This is a genomic window from Mesorhizobium sp. M0018, from assembly GCF_040323955.1.
In the GTDB taxonomy this organism is placed as follows: Bacteria; Pseudomonadota; Alphaproteobacteria; order Rhizobiales; family Rhizobiaceae; genus Mesorhizobium.
This window is the reverse complement of sequence record NZ_JAMYVL010000002.1, coordinates 435,050-456,846: the sequence shown is the minus strand read 5'-3', so window position 1 is coordinate 456,846 and position 21,797 is coordinate 435,050. Positions and strand designations below refer to the sequence as shown.

At 61.0% G+C, this 21,797-nt stretch carries 23 protein-coding genes, 1 tRNA gene and 1 pseudogene; 14 read left to right on the top strand and 11 right to left on the bottom strand.

All coding sequences use genetic code 11. The features are described 5' to 3' along the window. Positions 1-124 (bottom strand): annotated as a pseudogene (locus NKJ81_RS04495) (glycosyltransferase family 4 protein); the annotation flags it as partial. Between the two features lie 493 nt (positions 125-617). Here NKJ81_RS04495 and NKJ81_RS04490 point away from each other — a divergent pair. The 10 genes from NKJ81_RS04490 (at position 618) to NKJ81_RS04445 (ending at position 8,389) form a co-directional block, all read left to right on the top strand. Continuing rightward, a complete protein-coding gene (locus tag NKJ81_RS04490; RefSeq protein ID WP_352451366.1) occupies positions 618-974 on the top strand; it encodes an SPW repeat protein in 357 nt (118 codons plus the stop codon). Between the two features lie 131 nt (positions 975-1,105). Then, a complete protein-coding gene (locus NKJ81_RS04485) occupies positions 1,106-1,555 on the top strand; it encodes a DUF2231 domain-containing protein (RefSeq protein WP_352539756.1) in 450 nt (149 codons plus the stop codon). Further along, positions 1,555-2,901, top strand: coding sequence for a PQQ-dependent sugar dehydrogenase (locus NKJ81_RS04480; RefSeq protein ID WP_352539755.1), 1,347 nt, complete (start codon positions 1,555-1,557; stop codon positions 2,899-2,901). Before NKJ81_RS04485 ends, NKJ81_RS04480 begins: the two co-directional genes overlap by 1 nt. 93 nt (positions 2,902-2,994) lie before the next feature. Then, the gene (locus NKJ81_RS04475) at positions 2,995-3,183 is read left to right on the top strand and encodes a hypothetical protein (protein ID WP_352539754.1); all 189 of its coding nucleotides are present in this window, start codon (positions 2,995-2,997) and stop codon (positions 3,181-3,183) included. A gap of 59 nt (positions 3,184-3,242) precedes the next feature. Continuing rightward, on the top strand, positions 3,243-4,058 hold the full coding sequence (coxB, locus tag NKJ81_RS04470) for a cytochrome c oxidase subunit II (RefSeq protein ID WP_352500857.1): 816 nt from the start codon (positions 3,243-3,245) through the stop codon (positions 4,056-4,058). Between the two features lie 91 nt (positions 4,059-4,149). Then, a complete protein-coding gene (ctaD, locus tag NKJ81_RS04465) occupies positions 4,150-5,919 on the top strand; it encodes a cytochrome c oxidase subunit I (protein ID WP_352470447.1) in 1,770 nt (589 codons plus the stop codon). Beyond that, complete coding sequence (locus NKJ81_RS04460) at positions 5,916-6,620, top strand: cytochrome c oxidase subunit 3 (RefSeq protein ID WP_352539753.1); 705 nt, start codon at positions 5,916-5,918, stop codon at positions 6,618-6,620. The genes ctaD and NKJ81_RS04460 overlap by 4 nt, the downstream gene beginning before the upstream one ends. A 13-nt stretch (positions 6,621-6,633) precedes the next feature. Beyond that, positions 6,634-7,356 (top strand): heme-copper oxidase subunit III family protein, encoded by a 723-nt coding sequence (locus tag NKJ81_RS04455; protein WP_023678903.1) that lies wholly within the window; start codon positions 6,634-6,636, stop codon positions 7,354-7,356. A gap of 10 nt (positions 7,357-7,366) precedes the next feature. After that, positions 7,367-7,771, top strand: coding sequence for a cytochrome C oxidase subunit IV family protein (locus NKJ81_RS04450; protein WP_352470444.1), 405 nt, complete (start codon positions 7,367-7,369; stop codon positions 7,769-7,771). A 144-nt stretch (positions 7,772-7,915) separates the two neighbouring features. Next, complete coding sequence (locus NKJ81_RS04445; protein ID WP_352470443.1) at positions 7,916-8,389, top strand: aminoacyl-tRNA deacylase; 474 nt, start codon at positions 7,916-7,918, stop codon at positions 8,387-8,389. A 64-nt stretch (positions 8,390-8,453) separates the two neighbouring features. Here the strand turns inward: NKJ81_RS04445 and NKJ81_RS04440 are convergent, their stop codons facing one another. The 5 genes from NKJ81_RS04440 to tig form a co-directional block, all read right to left on the bottom strand. Then, positions 8,454-9,266 (bottom strand): DUF2189 domain-containing protein, encoded by an 813-nt coding sequence (locus NKJ81_RS04440; RefSeq protein WP_352539752.1) that lies wholly within the window; start codon positions 9,264-9,266, stop codon positions 8,454-8,456. Between the two features lie 316 nt (positions 9,267-9,582). Continuing rightward, entirely contained in the window at positions 9,583-10,515 is a 933-nt protein-coding gene (locus NKJ81_RS04435; protein WP_352470441.1) for a heme o synthase, read from the bottom strand. Positions 10,516-10,662: 147 nt separating this feature from the next. Beyond that, positions 10,663-11,016 (bottom strand): c-type cytochrome, encoded by a 354-nt coding sequence (locus NKJ81_RS04430; RefSeq protein WP_502899547.1) that lies wholly within the window; start codon positions 11,014-11,016, stop codon positions 10,663-10,665. A gap of 212 nt (positions 11,017-11,228) precedes the next feature. Continuing rightward, positions 11,229-11,750, bottom strand: a complete 522-nt coding sequence (locus NKJ81_RS04425; protein WP_352470439.1) for a hypothetical protein — start codon at positions 11,748-11,750, stop codon at positions 11,229-11,231. A 160-nt stretch (positions 11,751-11,910) separates the two neighbouring features. Beyond that, complete coding sequence (gene tig / locus NKJ81_RS04420; RefSeq protein WP_352539768.1) at positions 11,911-13,386, bottom strand: trigger factor; 1,476 nt, start codon at positions 13,384-13,386, stop codon at positions 11,911-11,913. Positions 13,387-13,729: 343 nt separating this feature from the next. On the opposite strand from tig, the gene NKJ81_RS04415 reads away from it, so the two are divergent. Continuing rightward, positions 13,730-13,814, top strand: a tRNA-Leu gene (locus NKJ81_RS04415). 91 nt (positions 13,815-13,905) lie between these two features. On the opposite strand, the gene NKJ81_RS04410 is transcribed toward NKJ81_RS04415, so the two are convergent. Further along, the gene (locus NKJ81_RS04410; RefSeq protein ID WP_352539750.1) at positions 13,906-14,490 is read right to left on the bottom strand and encodes a GDYXXLXY domain-containing protein; all 585 of its coding nucleotides are present in this window, start codon (positions 14,488-14,490) and stop codon (positions 13,906-13,908) included. After that, a complete protein-coding gene (locus tag NKJ81_RS04405) occupies positions 14,487-15,605 on the bottom strand; it encodes a DUF2157 domain-containing protein (protein ID WP_352539749.1) in 1,119 nt (372 codons plus the stop codon). The genes NKJ81_RS04410 and NKJ81_RS04405 overlap by 4 nt, the downstream gene beginning before the upstream one ends. 222 nt (positions 15,606-15,827) lie before the next feature. Here NKJ81_RS04405 and NKJ81_RS04400 point away from each other — a divergent pair, with 222 nt between their 5' ends. The 3 genes from NKJ81_RS04400 (at position 15,828) to trmFO (ending at position 17,930) form a co-directional block, all read left to right on the top strand. Further along, a complete protein-coding gene (locus NKJ81_RS04400; protein ID WP_091596947.1) occupies positions 15,828-15,968 on the top strand; it encodes a DUF1127 domain-containing protein in 141 nt (46 codons plus the stop codon). A gap of 48 nt (positions 15,969-16,016) precedes the next feature. Continuing rightward, positions 16,017-16,157 carry a DUF1127 domain-containing protein gene (locus NKJ81_RS04395; RefSeq protein ID WP_023678914.1) on the top strand — a complete coding sequence of 47 codons (141 nt, stop codon included), beginning with the start codon at positions 16,017-16,019 and terminating at the stop codon, positions 16,155-16,157. A 363-nt stretch (positions 16,158-16,520) separates the two neighbouring features. Continuing rightward, the gene (trmFO, locus tag NKJ81_RS04390; RefSeq protein WP_352539748.1) at positions 16,521-17,930 is read left to right on the top strand and encodes a methylenetetrahydrofolate--tRNA-(uracil(54)-C(5))-methyltransferase (FADH(2)-oxidizing) TrmFO; all 1,410 of its coding nucleotides are present in this window, start codon (positions 16,521-16,523) and stop codon (positions 17,928-17,930) included. Between the two features lie 26 nt (positions 17,931-17,956). Here trmFO and NKJ81_RS04385 read toward each other — a convergent pair whose 3' ends face one another. Genes NKJ81_RS04385 through secDF form a run of 3 tightly spaced genes read right to left on the bottom strand, consistent with a single transcriptional unit; the run spans position 17,957 to position 21,767 of the window. Next, entirely contained in the window at positions 17,957-18,784 is an 828-nt protein-coding gene (locus tag NKJ81_RS04385; protein ID WP_502904270.1) for a phytoene/squalene synthase family protein, read from the bottom strand. A 25-nt stretch (positions 18,785-18,809) separates the two neighbouring features. Then, entirely contained in the window at positions 18,810-19,199 is a 390-nt protein-coding gene (locus NKJ81_RS04380; RefSeq protein WP_352539746.1) for an Mth938-like domain-containing protein, read from the bottom strand. 15 nt (positions 19,200-19,214) lie between these two features. Continuing rightward, complete coding sequence (secDF, locus tag NKJ81_RS04375) at positions 19,215-21,767, bottom strand: protein translocase subunit SecDF (protein WP_352470433.1); 2,553 nt, start codon at positions 21,765-21,767, stop codon at positions 19,215-19,217. Positions 21,768-21,797 lie beyond the last annotated feature (30 nt).

Sequence of the window (21,797 nt, the reverse complement as noted above, 5' to 3'; positions counted from 1 at the left end):
ACAGCGTCACCTCGTGGCCCTGTCGGACAAGTTCTTCGGTCAGATACGAAACAATTCGCTCGGTTCCACCGTAGGTTCGGGGCGGCACGGATTCGGTTAGCGGCGCGATCTGGGCTATTTTCATTTAGAAAATCTTTTCGGCGGCGACCGCCGTCTTTCAAACAAGCTTCGGCGGCAACCAAGACAAGCGAGAGCTTCTCGTTGCGAAGTATTCTATGCAGAGTGTATTTATAGTTGTGCCGTCCGTGCTCCTCCCGTGCAATCAGGTTTCCCTTATTCAACTCCTCTGCATCCAAGAACTGCGATCCACGAGAAATGTTTCACCGGCTCGATAAAAAGACAGAATGAGCTACGCGCCGCCGCCCCGCCGCCCCTGACAGGCAGCTTTGGATCGCTCGATCACCACCAATTGATCCAGGCGTGCCGGTGCCGAATGGAACATAAAGCCCGGAATTCAGTTAGATAGCTGGATTTGGCTGGAGTACCGCCAGATGCGGAATTCCAGCCGGGCAGGGCACTACCGTGACACGGAGTGAGCGGCTTCGGGCGCATCTCGCCGAACTCAGGCACCACCTTGCCGAACTCAGGAGCCATAAACGCTCCTTATGGAGGATGCCATGAACCAGTGGACAAACGCCAGGCTCTGTGACGTAGCCAACCTGATCCTTGGGGCAATTCTGTTCTTCTCCCCCTGGATCTTCACCTTTGCGGCAGGCCCGCAGACGCAGAACGCCCTCGGCAGCGGAATCTTGATTGTCGTGCTTTCGGTTGCCGCCCTCGCAGCATTTGCCGTGTGGGAAGAGTGGGTGAACCTGGTCGTCGGACTGTGGGTTCTCGCATCGCCCTGGGTGCTTGGATTCCAGGCGACCACGGCGATGACCGTGCATGTCGTGATCGGCATTCTGGTCGCCGTGCTGGCGGCGATCGAGCTCTGGATGATGTATCAGAACCCGCCGACCCAGTCCGCCGCCTAACAGGCGCAGCCAGCCAGCGCCCTTTTTTGGGCCTGACGGATCTATCGGTCGTCTGCCGGTCTCTCGGCAACAGCCGCCGGAGGCCGGGTACGCGGCGTTTGTTTGGACGAGAATAGGAAGGATGGCGCATTATGGTCGGTGGCAATCCGCGTTCGACGGCCAGGATTGCGGGACATCCTATTCATCCGATGCTCGTGCCATTTCCGATCGCCTGCTTCGTCGGCACCCTGCTGACGGATCTAGCCTATTGGCGAACAGCGGAGATGATGTGGGCTGACTTCTCCGCTTGGCTGGTTACCGTCGGCGTGATCATGGGCTGCCTAGCAGCGATCGCGGGGCTGATCGATTTCCTGGCCAATCCGCTGATAAGGGCACAGCCCCCCGCCTGGCCGCACGTGCTCGGCAATCTTCTGGCGCTGGCGTTATCCATCATCAACATGCTCGTGCACACCCGCGATGCATGGACCTCCATCGTTCCTACAGGCTTGATCCTCTCGGCGGTTGTCGTGCTCGTCCTCATCTTCACTGGTTGGCTGGGCTGGTCCATGGTGTACAGGCATCACGTCGGAGTGGCGGATTGATGCGCATAGCAAGCTCCATCGGTCATGCCAGGCGCATCGCGGTGTCCGTCCTCGTTTGCACTGCGGCGATCACTCTTGCAGCGTGCAGCGGCAACGACCCGGACCCCAGCAGTCAGATAGGGCCGAATCCAAAACTGCCGGACCCGATCCAATATTTCTTCCCGGCCATGCATCTCGCTTCCGTGGTCGGATGGAAGAGCGACGAGAAGCCGACAGTCGCGCAGGGGCTGCAGATCCAGGTTTTTGCCCACGGCTTGCAGCATCCGCGGTCGCTTTATGTGCTGCCCAATGGCGACGTGCTGGTGGTCGAGTCCAAGGCGCCGGGTGGCGAACCGATCAAACGGCCCAAGGATTTGGTGATGGGCTGGATCGAATCCTGGGTCACCTCGGGCGGCGACAGCGGCCCAAGCAACCGCATTACGCTGCTGCGCGACGCCGATGGCGATGGCAAGCCGGAGCTGACCAGCGTATTCCTCGACCACCTGAGCTCCCCCTTTGGCGTGGCGCTGGTGGGAAGCGATCTCTACGTCGCCAATACCGACTCCATCGTCCGCTATCCCTACAACACCGGTGACACAAAGATCACCGCGCCCGGGACGCCGCTAACCGCCCTGCCCGGCGGCCCGATCGACCACCATTGGACGAAGAGCCTGGTGGCAAGCCCCGACGGCTCGCTGCTCTATGTCGGCATCGGCTCGAACAGCAACGTCGCCGAAAACGGCATCGAGGCGGAGAAGAACCGCGCCGCCATCTGGCAGGTAGACAGGGCCACCGGCCGGTCGCGCATTTTCGCCAGCGGTTTGCGCAATCCAAACGGCCTGAGCTGGGAGCCGCAGACCGGGGCGCTCTGGGCAGTGATCAATGAGCGCGACGAGCTCGGCCCCAATCTCGTGCCGGATTATCTGACCTCGGTAAAGGATGGCGGCTTCTACGGATGGCCATACAGCTATTACGGCCAGCATCTCGATCCCCGCGTCATGCCGCAACGTCCGGACCTGGTCGCAAAAGCGATCGTTCCGGATTATGCACTGAGTTCCCACGTCGCCCCTCTGGGACTGGCCTTCTATACGGCAACCAGCCTTCCCGAGGCATATCGCGGCGGCGCCTTCGTTGGCGAGCATGGCAGCTGGAACCGCACGCGCTTCAATGGCTACAAGGTAGTGTTCGTACCATTCAGCGGCGGCCGTCCGAGCGGCGTCGCTACCGACGTGGTGACTGACTTCCTGGACAAGGACAACAAGGCGCGCGGCCGGCCGGTCGGCCTGGCTGTCGACAAAACCGGGGCCCTGCTCATCGCCGACGACGTCGGCAACACAGTTTGGCGGGTGACATCTGCCGGCCAATAAAGTGGCTCCACTCTCTTCGTCGAGCTGTCGGTCGAGCAGGTGGAGGGATCCCCGACGATCGCCGTTCCGGTGGTTCTGCTAGGCGCATTCGGCGTGCCCGCCATTGCCGGCTACTCCACGCTGACGATGTTTGCCGCGTGGCCGCATCGGGCGGGTGAGCTGGAAATAGATGAGGGCCTGCCGCTGATCACCGCCGAACCGAAGGACCGCCAGCGCGGCGAAATGGTATTTTTGCCCTTCCCACAGCCGGCTCTAGAATTTTCATCGCAAATCAAGTTATGATGCACTTGGTATTTCCCGGGACGGCTTGCGCCGCTTGGAATACCGGGAGGAACCGGGACATGGCCGTTGCGCTTGTACTCGTTCTGATAGTCGTGGGCTCGGTGTTGTTCCACTTCCTGAGCCCATGGTGGTGGACGCCGATTGCCTCGAACTGGGACTATATCGACAACACCATCATCATAACTTTCTGGATCACCGGTGTCGTCTTCGCCGCCGTGGTTCTTTTCATGGCCTATTGCGTCTTCCGCTTCCGTCATCGGGAAGGCAATCAGGCGGCATACGAACCTGAGAACAGGCGGCTCGAATCCTGGCTGACGGTCGTCACCGCGGTCGGTGTCACCGCTTTGCTCGTTCCAGGCCTGTTCGTCTGGAGCCGGTTCGTTACCGTTCCAAGCGACGCAACCGAGGTCGAAGTCGTCGGCCAGCAGTGGCAATGGAGTTTCCGCCTCCCCGGCAAGGACGGCAAGCTCGGCACATCCGACACTCGCGACGTCAACGCTGAAAATCCACTCGGCGTCATCGCCACCGATGCCAACGGTCAGGACGATGTCGTAGTGGAAGCGGCCGACCTGCACCTCCCGGTAGGCAAACCGGTCAAGATGCTGCTCCGCTCGATCGATGTGCTGCACGATTTCTACGTGCCGGAATTCCGCGCCAAGATGGACATGATCCCGGGCTCGGTCACCTATTTCTGGTTCACTCCGACCAAGACCGGAACCTTCCAGGTCCTGTGTGCCGAACTCTGCGGCCAGGGACATCCGATGATGCATGGCGTGGTCATGGTCGATACTCAGGAAGACTATCTGGCGTGGCTTGGCCAGCAGCAGACTTTTGCGCAGCTGTCCGCGCCCCAGCAGATGGGCTCGGCAGAGTAGGAAACCGGAACGACGGCCCGCCGTCGGGATTGAAGTTAATGCGGCAAGTCCGAACTGTCGGGCTGGCCGAGAAGGGCACGGAGGTGTTCCTATGGTCGATATCACACCTGCAGATGCGGTACCGCCGGCCGAAGTCGCGGAAATGGAACTCTACCATCCGCACAGCTGGTGGACGAAATACGTTTTCTCGCAGGACGCCAAGGTCATCGCCATCCAGTATTCGGCGACGGCGACAGCGATCGGCATGGTCGCGCTGGTGCTATCCTGGCTGATGCGGCTGCAACTCGGCTTCCCCGGCACATTCGACTTCATCACCCCGGAAGCCTACTACCAGTTCATCACCATGCACGGCATGATCATGGTGATCTACCTGCTCACGGCACTCTTCCTGGGCGGCTTCGGCAACTATCTGATCCCGTTGATGGTTGGTGCTCGCGACATGGTCTTTCCCTATGTCAACATGCTGAGCTACTGGATCTATCTGCTCGCCGTGCTGGTCCTGGTGTCGAGCTTCTTTGCGCCCGGCGGACCGACGGGTGCCGGCTGGACGCTCTATCCGCCGCAGGCGATCATGACCGGTACGCCAGGCGGCCAGGACTGGGGCATCATCCTGATGCTTGTCTCGCTGATCCTGTTCATCGTCGGCTTTACCATGGGCGGCTTGAACTATGTCGTGACGGTGCTGCAGGGGCGCACGCGCGGCATGACGCTGATGCGCCTTCCGCTTACTGTCTGGGGTATTTTCACCGCCACCGTCATGGCGCTGCTCGCCTTCCCGGCGCTGTTCGTTGCTTGCGTGATGATGCTGCTCGACCGGGCGCTCGGCACCAGCTTCTTCATGCCGGCGATTGTCGAGATGGGCGAACAGTTGCAGCACGGCGGCGGCAGCCCGATCCTGTTCCAGCATCTGTTCTGGTTCTTCGGCCATCCGGAAGTCTACATCGTGGCGCTTCCGGCCTTCGGCATCGTATCCGACCTGATCAGCACCCATGCGCGCAAGAACATCTTCGGCTACCGCATGATGGTCTGGGCCATCGTCGGCATCGGCGCGCTGAGCTTCGTGGTCTGGGCGCACCACATGTATGTCAGTGGCATGCATCCCTATTTCGGCTTTTTCTTCGCCACAACGACATTGATCATCGCTGTCCCAACAGCCATCAAGGTCTACAATTGGGTGCTGACGCTGTGGCGCGGCGACATCCACCTCACCATACCGATGCTTTTTGCCTTGGCCTTCATCGTCACCTTCGTCAATGGCGGGTTGACTGGGCTATTTCTTGGCAATGTCGTCGTCGACGTTCCGCTGTCGGACACGATGTTCGTCGTCGCCCATTTCCATATGGTCATGGGGGTTGCCCCGATCATCGTAATCTTCGGCGCGATCTATCACTGGTATCCGAAGGTCACCGGCCGGATGCTGAACGAGACACTGGGCCGGTTCCATTTCTGGGTCACCTTCCTCGGCGCCTATCTGATCTTCTTTCCCATGCACTATCTCGGCTTGATGGGCGTGCCGCGGCGGTACAACGAATTGACCGACATGACGATCATGACGGAATCGGCCCACCACCTGAACTCGTTTATCAGCATCATGGCTTTTATAGTCGGTTTTGCTCAGATTGTGTTTCTGTTCAATCTCATCTGGAGCATCCGCCATGGCCGTGAGGCTGGCGGCAATCCGTGGCGGGCAACGACGCTCGAGTGGCAGACGCCCGAAACACCGCCCGCCCACGGCAATTTCGGCAAGGATCTGCCGATCGTCTATCGCTGGGCCTATGACTACAGCGTACCGGGAGCCAAGGAGGACTTCATACCGCAAAACGTTCCGGGCTCCTTCGCGCCCTCCAGGGAGCCGGCATGAGCGTAATCCTGGTCTTCCTGCTCGTGATCGCCGGTATTGCCGGGTGGTGGCTTTCCCATCAGCGGCTAATGACGAAGCCGTGGCTCGAGCAAGGTATGACCGGGGATTTTGTCGCTCTGGACCGATCGGCGCTGCCGACCGCAAAGATCGGTCTCGGCGTCTTCCTTGCCGTCGTCGGCTGCCTGTTCGCGCTGTTCACCAGTGCTTACTTCATGCGCATGGCGCTGTCGGATTGGCGGCCGCTGCCCATCCCGCCCCTGCTCTGGCTTAACACCGGCGTACTGGTCTTGAGCAGCATCGCGATACAGTGCGCTTCGCTCGCGGCGCGCAAGGGTCAAGTGGACATGGTCAGGCTCGGCCTCGCCACCGCTGGACTCACGGCGCTCGTCTTCCTGATTGGACAGCTTGTGGCATGGCGGGAACTGAGTGCGGATGGCTATTTTCTGGCATCCAATCCGGCCAACAGCTTCTTCTACCTGCTAACGGGAATGCATGGCCTGCATATACTGGGAGGACTGGTCGGGCTGGGCAGAACGAGCGTCGGCGCCTGGAACGGAGCGCAGCCGCAGCGGCTTCGCCTCAGTGTCGAGCTGTGCGCCATGTACTGGCATTTCCTGCTTTTCGTCTGGCTCGCCATCTTTGCGCTTCTGGCCGGCTGGGCTTCGACTTTAATCGACATTTGCCGAGGGTTGCTGACCTAGGAGGAACGGGCGGATGGCAGAGACGACACTGGCCCACATCGGCCGAACAGAGCCGCGGCCCGCAGGCTGGCAAGGCATCGCCGCCGACTGGTCCTCGGATCAGCGGGCGTTCAAAAACGTGTCCTGGGGCAAGGCCATGATGTGGATCTTCCTGCTCAGCGACACGTTCATCTTCGGCTGCTTCCTGCTCTCCTACATGACCGCGCGTATCTCAACACGTGTGCCGTGGCCCAATCCGAGCGAGGTCTTCGCCCTGCGCATCGGTGGCTCCGACATTCCACTGATCCTTATCGCCATCATGACCTTCGTGCTGATCTCGAGCAGCGGAACGATGGCCATGGCGGTCAATTTCGGCTACCGCCGCGACCGCCGCAAAACGGCAGTGCTGATGCTCTTGACCGCAGCACTCGGCGCGACCTTTGTCGGCATGCAGGCCTTCGAATGGACCAAGCTGATCACCGAGGGCGTGCGGCCTTGGGGCAATCCCTGGGGCGCTGCCCAGTTCGGCGCATCCTTTTTCATGATCACCGGCTTCCACGGCACGCACGTGACGATCGGGGTGATCTTCCTGATCATCGTGGCGCGAAAGGTCTGGCGCGGGGATTACGATGTCGGACGGCCCGGCTTCTTCACCAGCCGAAGGGGCCGCTACGAGAACGTCGAAATCATGGGGCTTTACTGGCATTTCGTCGACCTGGTCTGGGTGTTCATTTTCGCATTTTTCTATCTTTGGTGAGAGGCAGGACATGGCTGAAGCAACCGCAAACGGCCTGGGACAACACGCACTGGACAGCGCCCGTACCCATGATGCGACGACGACCGGCGTTACCCCGGCGGAGGTTCATCAGGAGCACCCGATCAAGCTCTATCTGGTGGTCTGGGCGTGGTTGTTCATCCTCAGCACCTGCTCCTATCTGGTCGACTATTTCGGTCTCCACGGCTATCTCAGATGGTCGCTGATCCTGATCTTCATGATCCTCAAGGCAGGACTGATCGTCGCCATCTTCATGCACATGGCCTGGGAACGGCTGGCACTGGCATATGCAATTATTCTGCCGCCGGTGCTGGTTCTGGTGTTCGTGACGATGATGGTCTTCGAAGCGGACTACACGCTTCTCACCCGAATGGCGTTTTTCGGGGCCGGGCCCTGACATGCAATCCGGATCCGGGCCGTCCGGTCCTGGAGCCTTCGCCTTGAAACAATCCACGGCTGGTCCATTTCTGTTGGTATCGGAAACGACAGGCGATGCCGGCGTTTCCACATGCGTCGCGAACACCAGCAAGGGGCGCCCAAGATGACCATCGCAACCAGACTGAAGGACTTCATCGATAGGAAAGGAATTTCCTACGACACCGTCGAGCATCACCGCACGGCGACAAGCAGACAATCCGCCATTGCGGCACATGTGCCTGGCAGCATAATGGCCAAATCGGTGGTCGTTCACCACGACCGTGGCTACGCGCTCGCCGTGGTTCCAAGCACGCACAGGATAGAACTCGCGACATTGCAGGATGTCATGGAGAAGCCTCTTGGACTTGCCTCCGAAGACGAGGTGGTCTCGTTGTTCGGCGATTGCGATGTCGGCGCTGTGCCACCGATCGGCGCTGCCTATGATGTGCCAGTGGTCCTCGATGAAAGCCTCGGCGACGCTCCCGAAATCTATTTCGAGGGCGGTGATCATAGGACGCTGGTGCATGTGAGCGGCAGAGATTTTCGCGACCTGACAAAGGACGCGCGCCAGGCCCGTTTCAGCCACCCGGCCTATTGAAAGCTCTGCCCCACCTGCCCGCACCGGCACTTTCACCGGTGCGCGCAGGGCTGGTTTTTTCAGCTCACGGTCTGGAGGCCGGCGGCGATTCCACAACTTTCCGATAGACATGCCAGGTCGCATGACCAAGGATCGGCAGCACGACTGCCAACCCGGCGAACACTGGCAGCGAGCCGACGATCAGGGCGACGGCGACGATAAGGCCCCACACGGCCATCACGATCGGGTTGGCCAGGACAACGCGCACCGAGGTGTGGATGGCTTCGTAGGCGCCGACATCGCGGTCGAGCAACAACGGGAATGCGACGACCGTGGTGCACAACACAACCGCGGCGAACACGAAGCCGATGGCGTGACCCAGGATGATGAGCGTCCAGCCGCGTCCCGTGGCAAATATTTCACTGATGAAACTGGACAGCGATTGCGGCGGCGCCGGGCCGAACAGGGTCTGGTAGAATATCTGGGCCGTCAAAAGCCAGGCGATGAAGATCGCAAGCAGCATGACGCCGACCGCTGCAATAGCCGGCAGTGCTGGAGAACTCCTGACCTCAAAGGCGTGCCTCCACGAGGCGTCGAGCCCGGCTTCCCGTCGCCGGCTGATCTCATAGAGGCCGATCGCCGCGAACGGACCAATCAGTGCAAAGCCGGACACAAGCGGAAACAGCAATGGCAGCGTGTTGTTACCTGATGTCCAGACAGCAAGCACGACACCCGCAATCGGATAGATCAGGCAGAGAAAAACGATGTGCGACGGCTTGACCATGAAATCATCGACGCCACGCCTGAGCGCATCAAAAAGATCGGAGACACCGATTTTTCGAATTCTGGTGTGTTCCAGCGTCTCGCCGGCGCCTGCTATTACGTGAAAGCTTGCCATGACCATTCCTCCAGACCAGGTCCGGTAAGGTCGCGTTTTACGGTGCTGCCGTTCCGCATGATTGGCCCACGCAAACCGCGACCTGCACCATGATCAATATACTCTCATGCGGGGGACTTGTCGCGCTTTGTAGGAAGGCCCGGGAGTAAGAGGTCCCGGGTAGCCTGACTAGCTACGGACGCCGTTCTCCGATATGCTCTTCTAGTCGAAGGTGAAGGTCATGGACGGAAGGACAGTTCTCATACTCGGCCTTGGCGTCGTTATTCTGCTGTTGCTGGGATTTTGTGCTCTGCCAATGTGATATTTTGAGCCGGGGTCAATAGTCGGCTGAAGCGATCACTCGCATTACAATGGTGTCGGCAAGCAACGCTGCAAATATTGCGAAAAGATAGACAATCGAATACGCAAACAGCGCCTTTGCCGGCTTCATCTCCTTGTCGGCGACGAGAACCTTCCAGGCCTGCCAAATGAAACCTGCACCCAACGCGGCTGAAGCAGTGCCGTAATATCCGCTCGCGAAGCCGAAACCCCAAGGGAGCACGCCGATTGGCGCCAAGAGCAGTGAATAGGCGAAGATTTGTTTTCTGGTCGAGTGCTGGCCGGCCACATTCGGCATCATCGGGACCCCAGCCGCGGCATAGTCACCGACCTTGAAAAGGGCCAGCGCCCAGAAATGAGGCGGCGTCCAGAGGAAAATGATCAGAAACAGGATGAGACTTTCAATGCCGATTGCGCCGGTTGCAGCAACCCACCCGATCACCGGAGGAAGGGCGCCTGCCGCGCCGCCTATGACGATATTCTGTGGCGTCGAGCGCTTCAGCCACATCGTGTAGATAACGACATAGAAAAAGATGGTGAACGCCAACAACGATGCGGCGAGCCACCCCACCAGCACGCCGAGCGTCATGACCGACAGTGCGGAAAGCACCAGACCGAAGCTGAGAGCTTCGCCAGGCGTGACGCGACCGGACGGAATTGGTCGCTTGGACGTGCGAGACATCAAGGCGTCTATGTCTGCGTCGTACCACATATTGAGCGCGCCGGCGGCTCCCGCTCCAACCGCGATTGCGCCGATGGCAATTAAGGCGATAACTGGATTCATCACGCCGGGCGCCATCATCAGGCCGACGAAGGCAGTAAACACGGCGAGCGCCATGACGCGTGGTTTCAAAAGCGCAAAGAAATCACCCGCCGTCGCCTCCGAGAGGCGGATGCCGGTATCCTTGAGACGGCTTTCTTCAGTCGACATTCAGACGACCACCGATGGGAATGGCAGCCTAGCCGGCCAATGTCTTTTTTGCAACGAGTCGCCCTCCCCACCGACACTGCCGGCAGATTGCGGCCGAGGCTATGCCTCGACCTGTTTGCTATACCAAGATCCGGCGGAAGAGCCGGGCTATTTGGAGAATTGCTTCAGATAAGCAATGACATTGGCGACGTCCTCGTCCTTCTTGAGGCCGGGGAATGCCATCTTCGTTCCTTTGACCATCGCCTTGGGATCGTGAAGGTAGGTCGTCAGCGTGGCTTCGTCCCATTTAACGCCGGATTTGCCGGCCTCGGTCATAGCCTTGGAATAGCTGAACCCTGGATGCGTGCCGGCCGTTCGGCCGATGACGCCATTCAAGGACGGACCGATCTTGTTCTGATCCTTGTCCGCGATATGGCAGACCTTGCATTTGGCGAAGACCTTCTCACCCGCCGCGGCATCCTGTGCCCGCGAGGGGCCGGCAATGACGGTGGCGACGGACATGATGACAAAAAACACAAAGGCACGCATGGCATTTCCTCCCTGATCGCCAATTTGCCCTGGCTGACCTGCACAGGCCGACATTTAGTCCGCTGGCATGCGCTCTTGAATGGCAGAACGGATATCCACTGCCCGGGGTTGCGGCACCTACATACCACGGAACCCGGCCGGCAGATAGAGTTCGGCCGTGCCAAGGTTTAATGCGGACAATCTGCTCAAGGCAATTTGGTGTTGCAGCTGGCGGCGATCCGGCCGATCGCCTCTTCAACTCCGGTGAGGTCAAACTCGGCTTTGCCGCGCCCCGACAGCAGCCCGAACCGCCAGGACAGCAGCAGCCGGTCCGCGGCAATCAGTCGCCTGATGCCGTCGGCACCGTCGCGGACCAGCATCCTGCTGCGCGGGCCGACCGACCAGCTTTCGTTGAGCTTGCCGGATTGGCCGACAGTCACCGACATGGCGATGGTTCGGCTGGCGGAAACGGTGTCGCTCAGCTGCAGCCATTCGCTCCAACGCGGTTCGCCGGCGGTCCGGCACGCGATCGTCAAAACCGGGCTGTAGCTCAATGCGCCGCCGCCGGTGATGAGCTTGTTGGTCGCATAAAGCGAGGCGGTGACAAGGCCATCGCTGCTCTTGTCGAACCGCCAGTTGTCGAGAACCGTATCAGCCTGGGCAATGCCACAGACCGACGCAAGCAGGAACGCCGCCGCCACGCTTCCGATACCGAAGAACTGTCTCAACGATGCCTCCAACAACCGCTGCGGTCAGCAACCCAGCGCAGATAATCATCAAAGCTTCATATCGCTACCTCGACCGCCAGATGCGTGAAATCCGTTGCGTCTGTGCCACAACGAAAAAGGCCGCCTCGAGAAGGCGGCCTTTCGGAATTCAGCAGGGACGTTATTCAGCGTCCTTGGCGGCCTTCTTCTTCGGCGCGGCCTTTTTCTTCGGCTCTTCAGCGTCGTCGTCGGCCCTCTTGGTGTCCGCTTTTTTCGCAGCCGCCTTCTTCGCCGGCTTGGCCTTGGTTGTATCCGTATCCTCCTCGTCGGCCAGCAGCTCTTCCTTGCTGACCTTGACGTCGGTGACCGAAATCTGGCCGAGCAGATGGTCGACCACCTTCTCTTCGAACATCGGCGCGCGCAACGTGTTCAGCGCTTCGGGATTGTTGCGATAGAATTCGAAGGCCTCCTGCTGCTGGTTGGCCGGATAGCGACGCACCTGCTCGAACAGGCCGCGCTGCAATTCCTCGTCCGTCACCGTGACGCCGGCCTTCTCGCCGATTTCGGCGAGAACCAGACCGAGACGCACACGGCGCTCGGCAAGCCGCATATATTCTGCACGCGCTTCTTCTTCAGTCGTCTCTTCGTCGGCAAAGGTGCGCCCGGCAGCTTCGAGATCGCGATTGACCTGGTTCCAGATGTTATTGAACTCGGCCTCGACTAGCTTGGACGGCGCCTCGAACGAGTAGGCAGCGTCGAGCTGGTCGAGCAACTGCCGCTTGACTTTCTGGCGCGTTATCGAGCCGAACTGGTTCTCGATCTGACCGCGCACCACCTCGCGCAGGCGCTCCAGCGATTCAAGGCCGAGATTTTTGGCCATCTCGTCGTTGATCTCAAGCGCGCCGGGCTTCGACACTTCCTTGACCGTCACGTCAAAAGTGGCTTCCTTGCCGGCCAGATGCGCCCCCTGGTAGTTTTCCGGGAAGGTAACCGTGACCTGCTTCTCGTCGCCGGCCTTGCTGCCGACCAGCTGGTCCTCGAAGCCGGGGATGAATTCCTTCGAGCCGAGCACCAGCGGCTGATCGGTGCCGGCGCCGCCGCCGAAGGCTTCGCCGTCGATCTTGCCGACATAATCGATGGTCACACGGTCGCCCTCGGCGGCCTTGCCGGTCTTCGGCTCGTAAGTGCGGGCGGATTCAGCGACACGCTTGACCTGCTCGTCGATCTCTTCATCCGGCACGTCGAACACCTGGCGCGTCACCTTGATGTCGGAGAAATCCTTGATCTCGATCGGCGGAATAACCTCATAGTTCAGACGGAACTCGAAATCGGCACCGCCTGCCAGGATCTTCTCGGCTTCCTTCTCGTCCTCGGTCATGATCACTTCGGGCTGCATGGCGGCCTTTTCGCCGCGCCCGGTGATGATCGAACGGGTCGAATCATTGAGGATCTCGTTGACCACTTCGGCCATGAACGACTTGCCGTAGACCTTGCGCAGATGCTGCACCGGCACCTTGCCGGGGCGGAAGCCGTTGATGCGGACCTTGTTCCTGGCATCGGAGAGCCGCGCCATCAGCTTGGCTTCCATGTCACCGGCCGGCACGGTGATCTTGATCTCGCGCTTGAGACCGGAGTTGAGCGTTTCGGTGACCTGCATCATAAAACCTTTGTTTCCACCAATGAGGCCGTCAAACGGCCCCTGCCGTTTACAGCCTGCCGGTATGATCTTGCCGGGAATGGCTTTTGGTGCGGGACTTGGCGATCTGTCCGCTCAACGCGGCACAAATCCTCCAGAAATACGCTCCAAAATGTGAATAAGTCTTTGTTTTTCCTACTTCTTATCACATTCTGCAGAAGCGGATCGTCGCGTCCCGTCACATTCGACACGCCTTTTGTCACAGGCGACGCTGATTTTCAACCATCTTTGCATTCCGGCCAATGATGCCGATGTGGGCTCTGACATTGACAGAATGATGGCTACATGGGATTGGCCGGGCAATGCGGATGTGGCGGAATTGGTAGACGCCCTGGATTTAGGTTCCAGTGCCGAAAGGCGTGGGGGTTCGAGTCCCTTCATCCGCACCACCCTTCGCTCTTCGAGCTTCGGGTGGCAGGCCACTCGAAGCTCCTCCGAAGCCTTGGCGAAGGAGGATCATTGCCAAGGCCGTGGCGCGATCTAATAAAGCGGCTCCTCGAACAGTGTCTTGTCGCCATCCACCAGCGCCTTGATCTGCGCCGTGCCGTTGGCCGCAATCGCCACCCGGATGCCGAACGGCCGCACCCGCATATCGTTCTGGATCGCCATCCCCTCGCCTTCCGGCAGATAGAAGCGCTCGATGCCGTAATCCGGCGCGATCGTCGTTGCTCCCTGGCCGATATTCCAGCCCTCGGAGACGTGTCCGACGATATCGGCTTCATCGGATGCTGCCGGCGCCGGCGCTTGCCCGAACCAGGCCGCGGTCGGGCCCCAATAGCCATCGGCGCCCTGCTTCAGCCTGACCACGATCGACGTTTCCTCGCTGGAAAGCTTGCCGGCCGGAATGTTGCCGATCAGTTTCACCGGTATGCGTGAAATGTCGTAGCCGAGCAGAATGTAGTCACCGCGCAAGAGATCGCGCGGATCGATCGGCTCGACCTTGAGCAGGACCTGCTTGCCATCGCGCAGGATCGCCGCGCGTCCGGCGATGATCCAGCTCAGAAAGCCGATCTGGACGAGCGCCAGGACCAGCGCCGAGATGATCAGTCTTTTGCCGGTCATCATGCCGCCGCTCCTGTCATGTTCGAGGCGTTCATGCGCCTTTCTATGCGGATGATAATGAAAGCAAGAACGGCGAGCAGCACCGCCGCCGCAAGGAAGAAGCCTGCCGTGTCGAGCATTGATTGCAGCATCACCACATAGATGATGGCGAGTTCGAAGGCGAAGCCCGCATAGGCAACCCAGCGCAGTCCCCGGCTCTCGCGGCCGCCCAGCACGATCGCCGCGATGATGCCGGCCAGCGCAACAGCCGAGGCAATGGCAAAGCCGCCATTGTAGCTGCTTTCATCCGCCAGTTCGAATTGGATCATCGCCAGGCCGGTGAGAAAGCCGATCAGCGCGTGCAAGGGCAACCTGCCGCCGAGTTGCAAAACCCTCTCGACCGGCCCGGCAGCAAAGATCGCAGCGGTAAAAAGCAGCACCGACGCGGCAACGAGCGGGATGGCGACTTGCAGCGTGTCGTATTCCATGGCCAACAGCACGAGGTAGAAAAGGACCGACAGGATGATCAGGTGGCGCGCCGCCTGGCTGCGCGTCCAGAACGAAACGGCGAACAGTATTAGCGCCATGACCACGAAGAGATGCGGAAATTCCGTGCGCCGGAAGTAGTCGAACCCTCTCAGGAACAGCCAGGCATCGGCGATGCCGACGGCAGCGACGGTCAGTGGGTTTGAGCGCAGCGCCACCGCCGCCAGCGTCGTGCCGGCGCCCCAGGTGATCAAGGCCGAGGCCTCGTCGCCCGACAAATGATACATCTGGCCGATCAGCGCGATCGAACCGCCGAATGCCGCAGCCGCGACGATCCACAGTGCTTCGCCGATCGCCGCATGGTCGCGCATCTTCAACATCGCGCCGCCGACATAGCCGGCAAGGATAACGGCAAAAAGTGCCGCGACCCGCACCAGCCGCGGGATGACTTCCCAGTTGGCGGCGATGAAGATCAGGATAGCCGCGCCGAACAGCAGCGCCGCCATCATCGCCAGGATCGAGCCGAAACTCAGCGATTTGCGTTCGTTTGCCTCGACGTCGCGCGTTAGAGCCTCGGCTGTCGGCGCGTCGATCAGGCCGGCCTGCTGCCATCGCGCGATATCCGACCTGACCCGTGACGAATAGCTCGCCATGCCCCTCCCCCTTTCCTTGGTTCTTTTAGCTCGTCCGGCCAAGCGTTTGACCTAACGGCATTTTCCGATCTGGGCGGAAAACTGGACGCGCGTTAATGCTGCATTGCACAATTTGCATTGCTGCCATGCACCAATAGCGCTTTTAAATCGATATGACCCCACCTATTTTCACGGTGCACACAAAGACGGAATGATCCGAAAGAAAGACGAAACGAGACTACCATGAACCTGATCCGCAACTATCGCAACTGGCGCCGCTATAGGGACACCGTGTCCGAGCTGAGCCGCCTGAGCACCCGTGAACTGACCGATCTCGGCATCAGCCGCAGCGACATTCACTACGTCGCCCGCAAGGCGGTCTAATCCTTCGGGCCGCAAATGGCCCGAACCAGTTTTGAAAAGAGAACGACAATGAACCTGATCCGCAACTATCGTAACTGGCGCGTCTACCGCGAGACGGTTACCGAGCTGGGTCGCCTGTCGAACCGCCAGCTCAACGATCTCGGCATCGTCCGCGACGAGATCAAGATGGTCGCTCGCAGGGCGATCTAACCACAAGAATTTCGCCAGGGTCGACCTCCTCCCCGACCCTGACGGATACGGTCAGCCTTCACCTCCTCCCGAGGGTTGACCACAAAAACGGCGCCCGCCGGACCTCCTCCCCCGGCGGGCGCTGTTTCTAAAAAGGGTTTCGCACCCTTTCAAATGGCGAAAGGAATTTCGTCAAAGCCGACCTCCTCCCCGGCGATGACGAATACGGTCGATCTTCACCTCCTCCCGAGGATCGACCAACAAAACGACACCCGCCGGACCTCCTCCCCCGGCGGGTGTTGTTGTTTTGGGGCGGCTTCCCCCGTCAGCCATTCTCCCGCGTGGCAATTGCAATCCTTGCGCCAAGCGACTATTTCGGCGCTCATGGACAAGAACCCCATTCACGTTATCGGCGGCGGTCTCGCCGGCTCCGAAGCCGCCTGGCAGGCGGCCGAAGCCGGCATTCCCGTTGTCCTGCATGAAATGCGTCCCGTCCGCGGTACCGACGCGCACAAGACCGACGGGCTGGCCGAACTCGTCTGTTCCAACTCCTTCCGCTCCGACGATGCGCAAACCAATGCCGTCGGCCTGCTGCACGCCGAAATGCGGCTGGCCGGTTCGCTGATCATGAGCGCCGGCGACGCGCATCAGGTGCCGGCCGGCGGAGCGCTGGCCGTCGACCGCGACGGATTTTCCGAAGCGGTCACCAGAAAGCTCGAAGCGCACCCGCTCATCACCATTCGTCGCGAGGAAGTGCCCGGCCTGCCGTCGGCGGAGTGGGACCAGGCGATCGTTGCCACCGGCCCGCTGACGGCGCCTTCGCTCGCCCAATCGATCGCCGAAGTGACCGGCGCCGACGCGCTCGCCTTCTTCGATGCCATCGCGCCGATCGTCCATTTCGACACGATCGACATGGATATCTGCTGGTTCCAGTCGCGCTACGACAAGGTCGGTCCCGGCGGCACCGGCAAGGATTACATCAACTGCCCGATGGACAAGGAGCAGTACCTTGCCTTCGTGCAGGCGCTGGTCGACGGCCAGAAGACCGAATTCAAGCAATGGGAAGGCACGCCCTATTTCGACGGCTGCCTGCCGATTGAGGTGATGGCCGAGCGCGGCGTCGAGACATTGCGCTACGGGCCGATGAAGCCGATGGGGCTGACCAATGCGCATGATCCGTCTGTAAAGGCGTATGCCGTCGTCCAGCTCCGGCAGGACAACGCGCTGGGTACGCTCTACAATATGGTCGGCTTCCAGACCAAGCTGAAGCACGCCGAGCAGGTGCGCATATTCCGCACCATCCCCGGGCTGGAAAACGCCGAGTTCGCCCGCCTCGGCGGCCTGCACCGCAACACCTACATCAATTCGCCGACTCTGCTCGACGCGTCGCTGCAGTTGAAGTCGCGACCCGGCCTGCGCTTTGCCGGCCAGATCACTGGCTGCGAGGGCTACGTCGAGAGCGCCGCCATCGGCCTGCTCGCCGGGCGCTTTGCAGCCGCCGAAAGGCTTGGCCATGCGCCGTCGCTGCCGCCCTTGACCACCGCCTTCGGCGCCTTGCTCAACCACATCACCGGCGGCCATATTGTCTCCGACGATGAGCCGGGAAAGCGCTCCTTCCAGCCGATGAACGTCAATTTCGGCCTGTTCCCGCCGGTGGACGCGCCGAAGATCGAAGGCAAGCGTCTGCGTGGCAAGGACAAGACGGTCGCCAAGCGGCACGCGGTGACATCGCGCGCGCTCGCCGACTGCCGCGAATGGCTGGGGCTGCCTTTTCGGGCGGAAGCGGCGGAATAACGATCGGGTTGGCTACGCGGCAGCCTCTATGCGACTGGCCAGCCCCGCGTCACGCGCCGGAACAAGAGCCAATGCCGGCGCAAGACAGAGAGCCGCGCCACCTCCTTGACAGGCGAGCGACGGGCGCGCTCCATCTTGTCGAGATAGGCGCCCGAAAGAGCCAGCGGCAGAAACGCCGGGCGCAATGAAACCGGCAAAACGGACGCCCCCTGCTCGAAGGCGGAAAGATGTTCCCGTGCCAGCGCGATCATCGCGGCAACGGCGCGTTCCGCGCCCGGGCCGCCGTCACCTGTAACAAACTCTTGCGGCGACGATCCCGCCGCCGCCAAAATATCGGCCGGGACAAAGCACTGTCCCCGCTTGCGATGCAGCGGCAGCAGAAGCAGGAGACCGGTCATCGCCTGCGCACAACCTGCCCTGCCGGCAAGTTCGGCAAAGCGTGGTGCTTGGACCGGATCGAGCACGATCGCCGCAAGCTGGATGAGCGCGGCGGCAGTCTCGCCGCAATAGCCTTCGAGGTCGGTGCGCGACGGCATCGGGTCGTCATAGAGATCGAAGATGCGCGTTTCGAGCATGTTGTCGAAAGCGGCCTTGGGCAGATGGTGGGCGGAAATAGTCGCCTTCAGCGCGTCCGCCACGGGATGGCCGACCTCAGCCCCATCCTCTTCGGCTGCGATAACGTCTCGCCACCATTGCAGCCGCACCTCGCCCGGCAGCGCCTCGTGGATGCGGTCGCGTATGCCGGCAATTTCGGCGTTGAAGGCATAGAGCGAAAACAGCGCGTCCCGCTTGTCTTCGGGCGCGTAGAGCGCGGTCAGGTAGCGGTCATGATCAGCGGCGCGCACCGTCTCCATGACGAGTTTGGTGTTTTCGGCCACGTCAGTCGACGGCGATGAGTGCTGCGGCCACCGCGCGGTCTTCAGCCAGCAGCACATTGTAGGTCCGCACAGCCGCCCCGGTCGACATCGGATCGGCGGAAATGCCGGCATCCTTCAGCGCGGCACGCAGCGCGGCCGGCAACGGCCTCAGATCCTTGCCGCTGCCGACCAGCAGGATCTCGACCTTGTCGGCCTCGTTGAACAGCTTGGCGAAATCCGCTGCCGTGAGCGCCAGCGGATCGGCCGGCTCCCAGCCATAGATGCCCGAAGGCAGGCACAGCAGCGAGCCGCGATGCGACATGTCGGCAAAACGGAAGCCGCCGTTGCCGTAAGCCTCGATCGGTGCGCGGCCGGGGAAATGCGCCTCGCGGATGACGATGCCCTTGACCACTTTTGAGGCAAGCCGTCAGGTGGCTATGGCTTTGCCGCCGCCCACCGGCTTTTCCTCGTCCGACGCTGTGGCCTGCGGTCGCAGCTTGAACAGGATAAGCAGTGGCGCGGCGATAAAGATCGACGAATAGGTGCCGAACACGACGCCGAACAGCATGGCCATGGTGAACGAGCGGATCACCTCGCCGCCGAACAGCACCAGCGCCAGCAGCGCCAGGATCGTCGTCACCGAGGTCAGCGTCGTCCTCGACAGCGTCTCGTTGATGGCGTTGTTCAGCAATTGCGGCAGCGGCATTCGCTTGTATTTTCGCAGATCCTCGCGAACGCGGTCATAGACGACAATCGTATCGTTGAGCGAATAACCGATGATGGTAAGGATCGCCGCCAGCGACGACTGGTTGAATTCGAGGCCGGTGAGGACGAAGAAGCCGATCGTCATGACCACGTCGTGAACGGTCGCAACGATGGCGCCGACCGCGAACTGCCATTCGAAGCGGAACCAGACATAGATCAGGATGCCGAGCAGCGCGACCAGCATGGCAATGGTGCCTTGCTTGGCAAGCTCGCCCGAGACCGTCGGCCCGACCACTTCGACGCGGCGAAAATCATACTGGTCCTGCAGCTCGCCGCGCACCTTGTCGATGACGGTCTGCTCGGCATTCTCGCCGCCCTCCTGGGTACCGACGCGGATCAGCACGTCGTTCGGCTCGCCGAATTGCTGAACCTGCACCTCGCCGATATTGAGTTCCGTCAGCCTGCCGCGGATGTCGGCCAGATCGGCATTGCCGGCCTTCGACTGCACCTCGATCAGCGAGCCGCCCTTGAAATCGATGCCGTAATTGATGTCGATGGTCATGAAGCCGATGACCGACAGCACCGAAAGCACGCTCGACAGTGTGAACGTCCAGCGGCGGATGCCCATGAACGGAATTTTCGTTCCCGGCGGAATGAAGGTCACCGGCGCGCGTGGCAACTCCTTCGGACGGGCCCGGCGAAGCCAGATCGACACCAGCAGGCGGGTGAAGGTGAAGGCGGTGAAGACCGTGGTCAGGATGCCGATGGCATAGGTGACGGCAAAACCCTTCACCGGCCCGGTGCCGAGGTAGAACAGGACCACGGTGGCAATCAGCGAAGTGACGTTGGAATCGACGATGGTCGCCAGCGCCTTGCTGAAGCCGGTATCGATCGCCTGGATCACCGAGCGGCCGGCACGTCGCTCCTCGCGAATACGCTCATAGATCAGCACGTTCGAATCGACCGCCATGCCGATGGTCAGCACGATACCGGCGATACCCGGCAAGGTCAGCGTCGCGCCAAGCAGCGACAGCAGCCCGACGATCATCGCGACATGCACCGCCAGCGCGATGTTGGCGAGGAAGCCGAGGAAACCGTAGGCGACGAACATGAACGCCACGACCAGGATCGAGCCGATGATGCCGGCGACCTTGCCGGCATGGATGGAGTCCTGGCCGAGGCCAGGGCCAACCGTGCGCTCCTCGATCACGGTGAGCGTCGCCGGCAAGGCGCCGGCGCGCAGCAGCACGGCGAGATCGTTGGCGCTCTCGGCAGTGAAATTCCCCGATATCTGACCGGAACCGCCAGGGATCGGTTCGTTGATCCGCGGCGCCGAAATCACCTGATTGTCGAGGATGATGGCAAACAGCTTGCCGACATTCTGCGCTGTCGCCTGGCCGAACCGCTGCGCCCCCTTGGAATCGAAGCGGAACGAAACCACCGGCTCATTGGTCTGCGAGTTGAACGTCGCCTGGGCATCGACGAGGTTTTCACCCGAAACGATGACGCGGTTCTCGATCAGATACGGAACCGGCGGATCGTCCTGCGAATACAGCACCGAGGATCCCGGCGGCGGACGGCCGTTCAGCGCATCCTGCACCGGCATCGATTGGTCGACCATCTGGAAGGTCAGCTTGGCGGTCTGGCCGAGAATTTCCTTCAGCCGTTGCGGGTCCTGCAAACCAGGCACCTGCACAAGGATGCGGTCGTCGCCTTGCCGCTGCACGATCGGCTCGGTCGTTCCCAGTTCGTTGACACGACGGCTGACAACCTCGATCGACTGGGTCAGCGCCGTCGACGTACGGTATTTGATGCCGGCATCGGTGACGGTGAATTTAAGCAGGCCGGCCTCGGAATCATCCAGGGTCATCTCCTGGATGGACCCGCCGCTGAACAGGCCGGCCGCCACCGGATTGGTCAACGGCTTCAGTGCGTTCTTGGCGGCGTCGATCTGTGCGGGATCGGTGATGCGGACCTGCACCGTGCGCCCCGACCCGGCAAGGCCGGTATAGCCGATCTTGGCATCGCGCAGCAGCGTCCTGATTTCGTCGCGCGTCGTCTCAAGCCGATCCTTGATCAGATCGTTCGGATCCATCCTGAGCAGGATGTGCGAGCCGCCCTGCAGGTCGAGGCCGAGCGTCATCTGCCGCTTCGGCACCCAACTGGGCAGTTGGGCCAACGTGCTTGCCGAGAAAAGATTGGGCGCAGCGAGGACCACCGTGGCGGCTACGGCCAGCCAGATCAGGATCATCTTGAAGCGCGAGAAATAGAGCATTGGTTATCGTCCGTTCAGGCGTACAAGCGG